The 12553-nt window shown below is 38.5% G+C and carries 15 protein-coding genes; 13 read left to right on the forward strand and 2 right to left on the reverse strand.

Annotated elements, in window-relative coordinates:
- Position 1: 1 nt before the first annotated feature.
- Positions 2 to 952, reverse strand: a complete 951-nt coding sequence (locus tag FGM01_RS00860; RefSeq protein ID WP_143410320.1) for an isopenicillin N synthase family dioxygenase — start codon at positions 950 to 952, stop codon at positions 2 to 4.
- A gap of 128 nt (positions 953 to 1080) precedes the next feature.
- Here FGM01_RS00860 and FGM01_RS00865 point away from each other — a divergent pair, with 128 nt between their 5' ends.
- The 13 genes from FGM01_RS00865 (at position 1081) to FGM01_RS00925 (ending at position 11765) form a co-directional block, all read left to right on the forward strand.
- On the forward strand, positions 1081 to 3087 hold the full coding sequence (locus FGM01_RS00865) for an alpha-ketoacid dehydrogenase subunit alpha/beta (RefSeq protein ID WP_423738342.1): 2007 nt from the start codon (positions 1081 to 1083) through the stop codon (positions 3085 to 3087).
- A gap of 131 nt (positions 3088 to 3218) precedes the next feature.
- The gene (locus FGM01_RS00870) at positions 3219 to 3380 is read left to right on the forward strand and encodes a DUF1328 family protein (RefSeq protein WP_108171536.1); all 162 of its coding nucleotides are present in this window, start codon (positions 3219 to 3221) and stop codon (positions 3378 to 3380) included.
- 81 nt (positions 3381 to 3461) lie between these two features.
- Positions 3462 to 3941: a lipocalin family protein gene (locus tag FGM01_RS00875; protein ID WP_143409233.1), complete on the forward strand. Its 480-nt coding sequence runs from the start codon at positions 3462 to 3464 to the stop codon at positions 3939 to 3941.
- A 20-nt stretch (positions 3942 to 3961) separates the two neighbouring features.
- On the forward strand, positions 3962 to 4666 hold the full coding sequence (locus FGM01_RS00880) for a YiaD family glycine zipper/OmpA-like lipoprotein (protein ID WP_143409234.1): 705 nt from the start codon (positions 3962 to 3964) through the stop codon (positions 4664 to 4666).
- 81 nt (positions 4667 to 4747) lie between these two features.
- Positions 4748 to 5875 (forward strand): NAD(P)/FAD-dependent oxidoreductase, encoded by a 1128-nt coding sequence (locus FGM01_RS00885; RefSeq protein ID WP_143409235.1) that lies wholly within the window; start codon positions 4748 to 4750, stop codon positions 5873 to 5875.
- Complete coding sequence (locus FGM01_RS00890; protein ID WP_143409236.1) at positions 5868 to 6581, forward strand: methyltransferase domain-containing protein; 714 nt, start codon at positions 5868 to 5870, stop codon at positions 6579 to 6581. Before FGM01_RS00885 ends, FGM01_RS00890 begins: the two co-directional genes overlap by 8 nt.
- Before the next feature lie 10 nt (positions 6582 to 6591).
- Positions 6592 to 7644, forward strand: a complete 1053-nt coding sequence (locus FGM01_RS00895; protein WP_143409237.1) for a type III polyketide synthase — start codon at positions 6592 to 6594, stop codon at positions 7642 to 7644.
- The gene (locus FGM01_RS00900; RefSeq protein WP_143409238.1) at positions 7638 to 8432 is read left to right on the forward strand and encodes an enoyl-ACP reductase FabI; all 795 of its coding nucleotides are present in this window, start codon (positions 7638 to 7640) and stop codon (positions 8430 to 8432) included. The genes FGM01_RS00895 and FGM01_RS00900 overlap by 7 nt, the downstream gene beginning before the upstream one ends.
- Positions 8433 to 8879 carry a 3-hydroxyacyl-ACP dehydratase FabZ family protein gene (locus FGM01_RS00905; RefSeq protein WP_143409239.1) on the forward strand — a complete coding sequence of 149 codons (447 nt, stop codon included), beginning with the start codon at positions 8433 to 8435 and terminating at the stop codon, positions 8877 to 8879.
- Entirely contained in the window at positions 8879 to 10153 is a 1275-nt protein-coding gene (locus tag FGM01_RS00910; RefSeq protein ID WP_143409240.1) for a beta-ketoacyl-[acyl-carrier-protein] synthase family protein, read from the forward strand. Before FGM01_RS00905 ends, FGM01_RS00910 begins: the two co-directional genes overlap by 1 nt.
- Positions 10154 to 10163: 10 nt before the next feature.
- Complete coding sequence (locus tag FGM01_RS00915) at positions 10164 to 10418, forward strand: acyl carrier protein (protein WP_143409241.1); 255 nt, start codon at positions 10164 to 10166, stop codon at positions 10416 to 10418.
- Positions 10415 to 10966, forward strand: a complete 552-nt coding sequence (locus tag FGM01_RS00920) for a 4'-phosphopantetheinyl transferase family protein (RefSeq protein ID WP_143409242.1) — start codon at positions 10415 to 10417, stop codon at positions 10964 to 10966. Before FGM01_RS00915 ends, FGM01_RS00920 begins: the two co-directional genes overlap by 4 nt.
- Before the next feature lie 82 nt (positions 10967 to 11048).
- Positions 11049 to 11765 carry a hypothetical protein gene (locus tag FGM01_RS00925; protein ID WP_143409243.1) on the forward strand — a complete coding sequence of 239 codons (717 nt, stop codon included), beginning with the start codon at positions 11049 to 11051 and terminating at the stop codon, positions 11763 to 11765.
- Between the two features lie 117 nt (positions 11766 to 11882).
- Here the strand turns inward: FGM01_RS00925 and FGM01_RS00930 are convergent, their stop codons facing one another.
- A complete protein-coding gene (locus FGM01_RS00930) occupies positions 11883 to 12458 on the reverse strand; it encodes a hypothetical protein (protein WP_143409244.1) in 576 nt (191 codons plus the stop codon).
- Positions 12459 to 12553 lie beyond the last annotated feature (95 nt).

Here is a 12553-nt window from a genome sequence, read left to right on the forward strand (position 1 = left end):
ACTATTTTTTAGCCAGTCCTATTTCTATAAGGCGCTGATTCAAAAATTCACCGGCAGTGATATCTTCGTATTGTTTTGGATGATCTTCATCTATACATTCCTCTAAGCAATCCAGGCGCATTTCACTTCGCGGATGCATAAAGAAAGGAATAGAATACCTTGGTTTGTCCCATTCTTCTTTTGGTGGATTGATCACACGGTGTATAGTAGACCTTAATTTATTATTAGTATGCCTTTCCAGCATATCCCCAACATTAATAACCAGTTCATCTTCCTGTGGGATAGCGTCTATCCATTCTCCATCTTTTCTTAAAACCTGCAGACCTCCTGTAGATGCACCCATTAAAAGGGTTATTAAATTAATATCTCCGTGTGCACCTGCTCTTTCAGCACCTTTTGGCTCTTCCTTGATAGGAGGGTAGTGGATAGGTCTTAAAATACTGTTCCCGTTACTTGCCCAATGATCAAAATAAAATTCATTAAGGCCAATGTATAATGCTAATGCTCTAAGAACATAGATGCCGGTTTTCTCCAGCATTCTGTATGCCTCCATTCCGGTTTTATTGAAATTCTCTAGCTCTTCCACCTGAACATTTTCCGGATATTCTTCGGTGAGATTAGCATCTTCTGTAGGTTCCTGTCCAAAATGCCAGAATTCCTTAAGGTCTCCTTCTTTTTTACCTTTGGCATGTTCTTTTCCAAAAGAAATATAACCTCTTTGACCCGCCAGCCCTTCAATTTCATACTTCTTCTTGGTTTCTTCAGGAAGGTCAAAAAACGATTTAACTTCTGTGTAGAGTTCATCAACCAGGTTATCACTTAAAAAGTGATTTTTTAAAGCTACAAAACCTATTTCTTCATAAGCTTTACCAATTTCATTTACGAACTTCTCTTTGCGCTTAGGATCGTCAGATAGAAAATCTGCCAAATCCACGCTTGGGATATTATTCATTGCCATTTTAAGCAGTTTTTTAATTAATGGTAACAGGCAAAGTTAAGTAAAATTAGGGGATATGCTTCGCCTTTTTAATTTTCTTAGCATATGGAAATTTGGTTACATTTGAGTTATAAACGAAATATATGTTCTCTGGTAAAACCAAATCTAAAGGCGTTATTTATAAAGATCATAAGTTAAACGCTACCCAATTAACAGACCTATACACTTCTATGCTGAAACCCAGAATGATAGAAGAAAAGATGCTGATACTTCTTAGACAGGGTAAAATATCTAAATGGTTTAGCGGTATTGGGCAGGAGGCAATTTCTGTTGGGGTCACTAAAGCAATGCAGGAGGATGAATATATACTGCCTATGCATAGAAATCTCGGAGTATTTACCAGCAGGAATATTCCTTTATATAGATTATTTTCTCAATGGCAGGGGAAGGCATCTGGCTTTACTAAAGGTCGTGATCGTAGTTTCCACTTTGGGACCCAGGAATACAAAATAGTGGGCATGATTTCTCATTTAGGTCCGCAGTTGGGAGTGGCAGACGGAATTGCCCTGGCCCACAAACTAAAAAATGAAAAAAAGCTTAGTGCGGTTTTTACCGGGGAAGGTGGAACCAGTGAAGGAGATTTTCACGAAGCCTTGAATATTGCTGCCGTTTGGGATCTGCCGGTTTTATTTTGCATTGAAAACAATGGTTATGGACTGTCTACTCCCACAATAGAACAGTATAGATGTAAGGACCTGGCAGACCGCGGTCCAGGCTATGGTATAGAATCTCATATTATAGATGGTAATAATATTATAGAGGTTTTCGAAAAGATTTCTGAACTGGCTCAAAGCATTCGAAACGAACCTAGACCTATTCTAATCGAATTTAAAACCTTCAGGATGAGGGGGCATGAAGAGGCAAGTGGCACCAAGTATGTGCCTGAAGAGTTAATGGAAGAATGGGGTGATAAGGATCCTATTATAAATTTTGAAAATTACCTGCTTCAGGAAGGTATTTTGAATGAAGAAAAAATAAAAGGGTTCAGGAAATCTATTAAGAAAGAAATCGATGAGAACCTGCACAAAGCTTTTTCAGAAAATATAATTGAATCTGATACCTCTCAGGAAATTGCAGATGTTTATGAAACATATGATCACCAGGAAATTATTTCAAAATCTAACAAGGAAAACATTCGTTTTGTAGATGCTATCTCCCAAGCATTGAAACAATCGCTTGAACGACATTATGACCTGGTATTCATGGGCCAGGATATAGCAGATTATGGGGGAGTTTTCAAAATAACTGAAGGATTTATGGGAGAATTCGGGAAAGACCGGGTTCGAAATACTCCCATTTGTGAATCTGCAGTTGTAGGCACAGCGATGGGACTATCTATTAAGGGAATGAAAGCTATGGTAGAGATGCAATTCAGCGATTTTGTAAGCTCAGGCTTCAATCCTATAGTAAATTACCTGGCAAAGGTGAAATACCGCTGGGATCAAAAAGCAGATGTGGTAATAAGGATGCCCTGTGGGGGTGGAGTTGGTGCCGGCCCTTTTCACAGCCAGACCAATGAGGCCTGGTTTACCAAGGTTCCGGGTTTGAAAGTTATTTATCCGGCTTTCCCATATGATGCAAAGGGACTATTAAATACAGCTTTTAACGATCCTAATCCGGTGCTTTTCTTCGAACATAAAGCATTGTACAGAAGTGTTAGACAAGATGTACCAGTAGATTACTACACTTTACCTTTTGGGAAGTCTTCTAGGATTAAAGAAGGGGAACAAATTAGTATTATAACATACGGGGCCGGAGTTCACTGGGCTCTGGATACCCTGGAAGAAATGAATTTTGCTGGTGCAGACTTATTAGACCTGAGGAGCTTACAACCGTTGGACCTAGAAGGTATTTGTGCCTCGGTCAACAAAACAGGAAAAGCAATAATATTAACTGAAGACAGTCTGGCTGGTAGTTTTGCTTCAGAAATAGCGGCATTAATATCAGAACATTGCTTTGAAAGCCTGGATGCTCCGGTATTGAGAGTAGGCAGCCTGGAAACTCCAATTCCATTCGCTCAAACCCTGGAAAGAGAATATTTGCCGAAGGAAAGATTTAAAAATAAACTACAGGAATTAATAGAATATTAATAAACTTCGGCTTTTTTCTAAAAATTTTTAAGATTCCTGAATAAAAGCATTGTTAAATTAATAATAATCTTTTGTGGGAGGTAAACCACTGCTGTAATTTAGATTCAACTAATCAATTAAATCTATTAATTATGGTACGTTTAATCGTTATTTTTCTGATCATCGCGATCATCGCCGCAATCTTTGGATTTGGTGGTATTGCAGAAGGTGCAGCAGATATTGCCAAGATCATATTTTATATTTTCTTAGTTCTGTTGGTAATTTCACTTTTAAGCCGATTATTCAGAAGATAAAAAATAATTAAGTAACAGTATCCAATGTGTTTTATGAAATTCATACTTCACATTGGATTTTTAGTTTAAATTAATCAGACAATGAAGAAGTATCTAATCTTAATTTTTATCTCTGCATTTCTCCTTTCTTGCGGGGGAACCAGTAAGGTTGCCAAAGAGGCCAGGAAAACCTTTGACGGGAACTGGACCTTGACCAGCATTACTTATCCTAATAATGCAGGGGATTTTAATGTAACCCTTTTTAACGAAGCCTCGGCCTCCTGTTTTGAAAACAGTACCTGGGATTTTGTATCTAATAATAATCGTGGAACCTATACCGTAAGCGGAATTGGTTGCGATGGTGATACAAATTACTTTATCTGGTCTATAGATGAAGAAAATACTCCAGCGGGGTTGTATGATTTTCTTTTAAAGCCAACAAACGACGATTATAAATCTACTACTGGTAATCAGGGATTCAGATTAAATCTGAAAAACCTTTCAGAAACAAATATGGTTTGGGAACAAACTGTAAGTCTTGATGGATCCCCGTTCACCATAAGAATGAACTTTACTAAATAATATTTTAAACTCAGATAGCTATGAATAATGTAATAAACAGAATGTTCGCAATTTTGCTAGCTTCAACACTTTTATTTGGTTGTGAGGCCACCAAAAATGCGAATAACAAACAAAAAGGTGCCGTGATAGGTGCTACCGGAGGTGCCGTTGTAGGAGGCGTGATAGGTAATAATACCGGAGATGGAAATACAGCTCTTGGGGCGATAATTGGAGGAGTCGTAGGTGGCGCTGCTGGGGCGATCATAGGTAATAGAATGGATAAACAGGCACAACAGATCGAGGAAGAAATTCCGGGTGCTGAAGTAGAAAGGGTAGGAGAAGGTATCAATGTTACCTTTGATGAAAAAAGCGGCGTTTACTTTGCCACAGAAAAGTATAACATTAACGATAAATCTGAGCAGACCTTAAACAAGCTTGCCGATATCTTTAAAGAATATCCAAATACTAATATTCTTGTGGAGGGGCACACCGATAACACCGGTAGTGACAGCTATAACCTGACCTTATCCAAGAACAGAGCACAGGCTGTTACAAGTTTCCTTGTAGATCAAGGGATAGACAGAGGAAGGTTTACCACCAAATGGTATGGTGAATCTCAACCTAAATATGATAACAGCACTGAGGAAGGTCGTGCCAAGAATAGAAGAGTTGAGCTCGCAATTGTGGCCAATGAAGAACTTAAAGAACAGGCAAAACAGCAGGCAGAGAAATCTGATGGAAACTAATTTCTATATAAAATCATAGAAAAGATTTAAATCCCGGTACTATTCCGGGATTTTTTTTATTCTTTTAAGTAAATTGAAAAGGTGAAGTGTACCCAGGTTATAATTATTGGTGGCGGGTTAGCTGGCCTTACTGCGGCCATAGATCTTTCTAATAAAGGGATCGAGGTTATCCTGTTCGAAAAAGAGAAATATCCGCATCATAAAGTCTGTGGTGAGTATCTTTCAGCCGAGATCCTGCCATACCTGAAATCAATAGGGGTAGACCTGGAAGATCTCAATCCCGCAAAAATAGATACTTTAGAATATTCCTCAAATTCAGGGAATTTGACCACCTGTCCATTAGAAATGGGAGGTTTAGGGATTAGCCGGTATAGTTTAGACTATTACCTATATACAACTGCCCTTAATTCAGGATGCCAGATCATTAAGGCCACTGTAATGGACGCAGTATTTAGCGAGAATAGCTTCACCATCTCAACCAGTACCGGCGAGAAATTAAATGCGGATTTCGTGCTAGGAGCTTATGGGAAAAGGTCTAATCTTGATAAAAAGCTGGATCGAACATTTTTTATGAACCAATCTTCCTGGCTTGCGGTAAAAGCTCACTATAAAAATGATCAATATCCTGATAATCTGGTATCACTGCATAATTTTGAAGGTGGCTACTGCGGATTATCTAAAACGGAGTTGGACACAATTAACGTCTGTTATCTGGCTACCTATAACAGTTTCAAAAAATATAAAAACACCGAAGAATACAGAACTGCAGTATTGATGCAGAACCCCAGACTGAAAGAATTCTTTCAAAATTCAGACCTTATTTTCGAAAAAGAATTAAGTATTGCCCAGGTAAATTTCGACAAAAAGTCTGTAGTAAAGGAGCATATACTAATGCTGGGTGATGCCGCAGGCTTAATTCATCCTTTATGTGGTAACGGAATGGCTATGGCTATTCATAGTGCTAAACTGGCAACAGATCAGGTCCTCTCATATTACCAAAAATTTCCGGTGAGCCGTGAAATGATAGAAAACAATTTTGAAAAAAACTGGCGTATTAATTTTGAACAGAGAATTAAAACGGGAAGGATATTGCAGAGGATACTTTTAAATAATTCATTCGCAACTATGTCGCAAAGGCTGGTTAATACCTTCCCGGGAATTATGCCCTATATTATCAAAAATACGCACGGACAACCAGTATATGTATAAAATAGATACCTCCATTCGCAGTGATGAGAGCGAGATCATGGATAATTTTAAACTCCAGGGATCCGCTCTGGGAAAAACGTTGGATGATCTCGAAAATATCAATACCTGGCTTGGGGGGAATAGAATTACGATTAAAGGAGTAGAAGAACTTTTAAAAAATTCCCCGACAGACCGGGAAATAAGAATTGCAGATATAGGCTGCGGTAATGGAGCTGTGCTCAGAAAGATTTCAGCCTGGGCCGGAAAAAAAAATTATAAACTACAATTAACCGGTATCGATGCTAATGATCATGCGATCAAAATTGGGGAAGAATTATCGGCAGACCATTCCAATCTTGATTTTAAATGTCTGAACATTTTTAGTGAAGAATTTAAGCAAATGAAGTTTGACATAATTCTTTGTACGCTCACCTTGCATCATTTCAAAGATCAGCAAATCATCAACCTTCTGGATCAATTAACCGGGCAGGCAGAGTTGGGAATAGTGATTAATGATTTACATCGCAGCAGTACAGCATATTTCTTATTTAAAGCATTTTGCGCTGTTTTTGTCAATAACGATATCGCCAGGAAAGACGGGCTAATATCAATTTTAAGAGGTTTTAAAAAAGAGGATCTTGCCGGTTATAAAGATCGCATATCTGCCAGCAATCATTCCATAAAATGGAAATGGGCTTTCAGGTATCAGTGGATCATAAAAAAATAAAAAGGAATTAATGAGTGTAAAAATCGTCAGGGCAGAAAAAGAATTACCGCAATATTCGCGTGAAACCAAAGATATATTACCTTTTGTAGAGGCTTGGCTTGCCGGGCAGGAGGAAAGATTTAAACGGAAGGTTCTTAAAATATTTGAAGGTGCGGCAGTGGATAAGAGATATTCCATAATGTCTCCTGAAGAGGTTTTTACTACAACTACTTTCGAAGATAAGAATGATATTTATATACGAGAGGTAAAAAAGCTGGGCAGGAATGTTCTTGAGAAATCTTTAAAAAATACCGGTTGGGATCCGGCTTCTCTGGACTATATCATTACCGTTAGCTGTACGGGGATCATGATTCCATCTCTTGATGCTTATTTGATCAATGAACTGGACCTTAAGCGCAACATCACTCGACTGCCGGTAACAGAAATGGGCTGTGCTGCCGGGATAAGCGGGATGATCTATGCATATAATTTCCTGAAGTCGAATCCGGGAAAAAGAGCTGCCGTGATCGCAGTTGAAAGTCCTTCAGCAACTTTTCAACTTGAAGATTACAGCATGGCCAATATGGTAAGCGCAGCTATTTTTGGCGATGGAGCTGCATGTGTCTTATTGTCTTCTGAAGATAATATTGATGCACCCCGAATTCTGGCTGAAGAAATGTACCATTTCTACGATGCCACTAATTTAATGGGATTTGATCTGAGAAACAGCGGTTTGCAAATGATCCTCGATCCGGAGGTACCAGCCACCATTTCTGAACATTTTCCAGAGATCATTCATCCTTTCCTTAAGAAACATAATACCTCCATTGAAAATATTGAGCATTTGATCTTTCACCCCGGGGGACGAAAGATCGTTCAAACCGTTTCTGATCTTTTTGGTAACTTAGGTAAGAATATTGACGACACCCGGGAGGTTTTACGTTTGTATGGAAATATGAGCAGTGCGACCGTAATATATGTTCTGGAAAGATTCCTTAAAAAAGAGATCCCTAAAGGAGACCAGGGAATTATGCTCAGTTTTGGACCCGGATTTTCAGCTCAAAGAATTTTAATAGAATGGTAGCAGAATTTAAAGATCAGAATTATTGGGCTCTTGTACTGGGCGGAAGCAGCGGCCTGGGTTACGCCAGTGCCAAGAAACTGGCCAGACATGGGATGAATATTATCATTATTCATAGGGATCGTCGAAGTGAAATTCCCGATATAGAAGAAGCTTTTGATGAGATCAGGAGATCTGGAGTGCAATTTGAAAGTTTTAATGCCGATGCGGTTAAAAAAGAAAGTAGAAAAGACTTAGTTGATAAGATAAAAAATGTTCTGGGTGAAAAAGGCAGGATCAGAACCCTGTTACACAGCATCGCTAAAGGAAATCTCAAACCTATGATTGGTGAAGATAATATCCTGGAGAATATAGATTTTCAACTTACTATAGATGCCATGGCTTTAAGCCTGTATGACTGGACCCAGGCTGTTTACAGGGAAGGTCTGTTCACGAAAGATGCTAGAGTGCTGTCCTTCACCAGCGATGGTAATCGCAAAGCATGGAAGAATTACGCGGCTGTATCTGCGGCCAAGGTCACCCTGGAAGCCTTAACACGAAGTATGGCATTGGAGTTTGCGCGTCATGGCATCAGAGCTAATTGTATACAGGCCGGGATAACTGTAACCAGGTCTTTCCAGATGATCCCGGGAAATGAAACTTTGAGAGTTCATGCATTAAAACACAATCCATTTAGAAGACTTACCGTACCAGATGATGTTGCCAACGTGGTATACCTTTTAAGCAAGGATGAAGCCAGCTGGATCACCGGTACGATCATTCCTGTAAATGGTGGAGAACACTTGATGTAAATGCAGGAATTACTCGAACAACTTCCATATTCCCGCCCGTTCCTATTTGTGGATGAGATCCTTCAGGTTAGCGATAATAATATTGAAGGTATTTATACCTTCTCTCCTGATCTTTTCTTTTATAAGGGACATTTTAAAGAAAACCCGGTCACGCCGGGAGTTATAATTACAGAATGTATGGCCCAGATCGGGCTGGTATGTCTCGGAATCTACCTTTCCAATAAACAATCATCGCTTAGATCTGAAGCAAAAATTGCTATGACTTCTACAGATATTGAATTTTTGAAGCCAGTATTTCCCGGAGAAAAGGTGCGGGTATGTTCAGAAAAGCAATACTTCAGGTTTAATAAGCTAAAATGTAAAGTTGAGATGTACAATTGTGAAAATATTATAGTTGCTAAAGGAACCATTGCGGGAATGATCATAAAGGACAATAGCAGGATTTAATGGGAAAAAGAGTAGTTATAACCGGTATGGGCGTTGCCGCACCAAATGGTGTGGGATTAGAAAACTTTAATTCTTCACTAAAAGCAATGAAAAGTGGGATTCAATTTTTCCCCGAATTGGAGAAATTGAAATTTAGCTGCCAGATAGGTGGAAAACCAGAAATTAGTGAGGAAATATTAAACCGTTATTTTACCCCGTTACAACTGCGGGGACTTAAAAGCAGCGGAATTATTTATGGAGTTATATCTGGTACTGAAGCCTGGGAAGATGCCGGTCTAAAAATATCAAAAGAAGAATCTCCAGACTGGGATACCGGGATTATTTTTGGAACGGGCATACTTGGGGTTGATAAATTCAGGGAAGCAATCCACCTGATAGATGAGGGTAAAACCCGCAGGCTGGGTAGCACAAGTGTTGTACAAACTATGGCAAGTGGAATAAGTGCATACCTGGGCGGAATACTTGGATGTGGAAACCAGGTAACCACAAATTCTTCAGCCTGCACAACAGGAACTGAAGCTCTTTTAATGGGATTTGAACGAATCCAAACTGGTAAAGCGAAACGAATGCTTGTTGGCAGTTGTGGTGACCACGGGCCTTATGTATGGGGTGGGTTTGATGCAATGAGAATTCTTCCAAATAAATTTAATAAAGAGCCGGAAAATGCTTCTAAACCTATGAGTCGGGAGGCGGCGGGTTTTGTACCGGGAAGCGGGGCAGGAGCTCTAGTTCTAGAAGATCTTGAGGTTGCTTTAGAAAGAGGAGCAAAGATCTATGCAGAAGTTCTTGGAGGAGATATAAATAGTGGAGGCCAGAGGGGAGAAGGAAGTATGACGGCCGCCAATAATGAGGCTGTAGTGCGTTGTATTCAAAAAGCGATTAAAAATTCAGGAATAACAGCTGATAAAATAGACGCTGTAAACGGTCATCTAACCGCTACCACCAAGGATGCAGTAGAAATAATGAACTGGACAGAAGCATTGAAACTAAAAGGAGGTTCTTTTCCTTTTATAAATTCATTAAAAGGAATGACAGGCCATTGTTTAAGCGCGTCAGGTTCTATAGAAAGCGTGGCATCTGTACTTCAGATTTCGAACAATTTTATTTTTGGCAACCTCAATTGCGAGGAAATTCATCCCGAAATTTCAGATCTTATTAGCCATAAATGTATACCCACTACCATGCTTGAAAAAAAGATAAATATTCTGGCTAAAGCCAGCTTTGGTTTTGGTGATGTGAATGCTGTGGCTATCTTTAAAAGATATAAAGCTTAATTTATTTACCATGAGTGAAAAAGAAATTTTAACCAGACTGAAAAAGATCGTAGAACCCTATGTGCAAAGCCTGGAAGGTCTGCAAAATTTTAAGGAGGAAACTGATTTTCTAAATGATCTGCAGATCAATTCTGCAAACCTTGTGGATGTCATCCTGGATGTGGAAGATGAATTTAATATTGAAATTGATAATGACAGCATGGAAGGAATGCTAACGGTTGGCGATGCGAAAGCAATTATTCAAAGAAAACTACCGCAAGGGTGATTGGAAATGATATCATAGATCTTAACCTAGCCAGGACGGAAAAGAAATCGGAAAACCTCCGGATTCTTCAGAAAATTTGTACTGAAGGAGAAATAGAATTAATTAAAAGTTCTGAGGACCCTGAACTTTTTTTCTGGAAAGTCTGGTCTATGAAGGAAACTGCCTATAAGGCACATCAAAGATTATTTGATATCCCGAGAAAATTAAATCCGCAGAAATATGAATGCCATTTTAATCCTGGAAATAAGGTTGGCTTGGTTTCTATTGATGGGTGCGATTATAATGTAAAACTTTCCATTTCAGCAGATTCTATTCATTGCCATACCCGGGATGCTAGCATTGAGGTTTTTACTGGTGTAAAAAATAAAGATCAGATTTTAATCAACTTTCTGGCAAGCCATTATACAAAAGAAAGAACATTTGATCTTAGAAAAAATTCACAGGGAATACCTTCCTGTTATCTGCATAATTTGAAAAAAATAATTCCCTTATCTGTTAGTCACCACGGGAAATTTACTGCTTTTGCGATTCCGTTAATTAAGTCCTAAAAGCAGTTAAACATTTAAAAACAGCATTGACCTCTCCCTGCTTGTTTTGTATCTTCAATCATCAATTAAAAATAATTTTTATATGAAGACAGTAGATAAAATGGAGGTGATTCATAGCCAGACGGCTGAGTTTATTGAGCAGGGAGAAACAGGTAAATTTTTAAAATTAATACCTGATACTTTTGTAATCAAAGGAGAAAAAGAAAACGGTGTCTTTAATCAGGGTTACGCGATTAGACACTTGAACCGAAGGGATATGCTTCTCATTGATGTTGTTGAAGAATCTAGCAAACCAGCGATAAAAAAACTGGTTGATGAAGGTTACATTATTAAAGGAATACTAATCACTTGTGATGCTGTTTTAAAATCTGCTTATGCAGACCTTAAGACCATTTCTGAAGATGCTGGCGGAGCACCAATCTATGCTCATCCAAGGAATAATATAAAAGATGATTTTAAAACAAAAGATATAACCGCCAAAGATAAAGTGTTGGAAAGTTTTTCTATTAATATCTTTGATCTGCCCGGTAGTGAAGGAGCTTCGGTTGTGGTATATTCTGAAATTAATGATGGAATGTTATTTCCGGGGGAAGATGCTGTTGGATCTGATTATGATTCAGAATTGAATACATTCATTAGACCGGAAAAAAAGAATGAAAATAATGACTATGGTCTGGCAGAAAGCTGGTCTGCCTTTGATACTCCATTTAGCTTTCTTTTTCCGCGGAAAGGAAAACCGGGGTTCAACCTTGAAGAAGGGGAACAAATAGATATTCTTAATAAACTAGGTAAAAGCTAAAATTCAGTAAAAATAAAATTTTCGAAAGGGTTGTTTTGAAAGATAAAATTTGACTTTGATTACCTTGAATTCAGTAAATCCGTCAAATAAGTTTTCTTTCAGAACAACCTTTATCTTTTAGGATTTTTCTGAAGATTCTTCTTTTTCCTGTTCCTTTTGTTGCTCTTCGGCCTCTTCGGCTCCCTCTTCAGAAATTAGCGGATGATCCTTAATATTAAGACCTACAATAAGGATAACATTGGTGATAGTACCATAGAGCATCATGACCACCGCAATAAAACCACCTCCAAGCAAAGAAGCCATTCCCAGGCTAACATAATAGATAGTCTCATACCATGATGTTACTACCTCTTTAGATTCACTAATAGGCAGGTTTAGCATCAAAAAGGTAATAACTGCGGCTACAATTAAAATAGTGTCAGATTTAGCGATCATAAGAACGTCCTTGTAATGCCTGTCTGTTAACCTGGATTCTGAAGACCGGCTCAACCCCAGTAAAGTAAGCATAAGCGCCAGGATCGTTGTCGAGCCCAGGATTACTGTATTACAAAGCATGTTGATCCCAGACATAGAATTCTGAAGTAGATCTAATGCTTTATATCCGGAGATCTGACCTAAAATAAAAGTACCTGAACCCATCACAATGGTAGAAACAACTCCGCCAACAATGGCTCGTTTTACTATGGCATTCATGATCAAGAAAAATTAGATGATGCTAATAATATTTCAATTTCTAAATTGGTAAAAAATAACTTCAATTTGGCTAAGGTTCTGTTAAATACCGATAT

Origin of the sequence: Christiangramia sabulilitoris (genome assembly GCF_007050985.1) — a bacterium.
In the GTDB taxonomy this organism is placed as follows: domain Bacteria; phylum Bacteroidota; class Bacteroidia; order Flavobacteriales; family Flavobacteriaceae; genus Christiangramia; species Christiangramia sabulilitoris.

Bases quoted from the DNA above. Each gene is read 5' to 3' on its own strand.
- FGM01_RS00860 (WP_143410320.1), bottom strand. From the start codon at position 952: ATGAATAATATCCCAAGCGTGGATTTGGCAGATTTTCTATCTGACGAT.
- FGM01_RS00865 (WP_423738342.1), top strand. From the start codon at position 1,081: ATGTTCTCTGGTAAAACCAAATCTAAAGGCGTTATTTATAAAGATCAT.
- FGM01_RS00870 (WP_108171536.1), top strand. From the start codon at position 3,219: ATGGTACGTTTAATCGTTATTTTTCTGATCATCGCGATCATCGCCGCA.
- FGM01_RS00875 (WP_143409233.1), top strand. From the start codon at position 3,462: ATGAAGAAGTATCTAATCTTAATTTTTATCTCTGCATTTCTCCTTTCT.
- FGM01_RS00880 (WP_143409234.1), top strand. From the start codon at position 3,962: ATGAATAATGTAATAAACAGAATGTTCGCAATTTTGCTAGCTTCAACA.
- FGM01_RS00890 (WP_143409236.1), top strand. From the start codon at position 5,868: ATGTATAAAATAGATACCTCCATTCGCAGTGATGAGAGCGAGATCATG.
- FGM01_RS00895 (WP_143409237.1), top strand. From the start codon at position 6,592: ATGAGTGTAAAAATCGTCAGGGCAGAAAAAGAATTACCGCAATATTCG.
- FGM01_RS00900 (WP_143409238.1), top strand. From the start codon at position 7,638: ATGGTAGCAGAATTTAAAGATCAGAATTATTGGGCTCTTGTACTGGGC.
- FGM01_RS00905 (WP_143409239.1), top strand. From the start codon at position 8,433: ATGCAGGAATTACTCGAACAACTTCCATATTCCCGCCCGTTCCTATTT.
- FGM01_RS00910 (WP_143409240.1), top strand. From the start codon at position 8,879: ATGGGAAAAAGAGTAGTTATAACCGGTATGGGCGTTGCCGCACCAAAT.
- FGM01_RS00915 (WP_143409241.1), top strand. From the start codon at position 10,164: ATGAGTGAAAAAGAAATTTTAACCAGACTGAAAAAGATCGTAGAACCC.
- FGM01_RS00925 (WP_143409243.1), top strand. From the start codon at position 11,049: ATGAAGACAGTAGATAAAATGGAGGTGATTCATAGCCAGACGGCTGAG.
- FGM01_RS00930 (WP_143409244.1), bottom strand. From the start codon at position 12,458: ATGAATGCCATAGTAAAACGAGCCATTGTTGGCGGAGTTGTTTCTACC.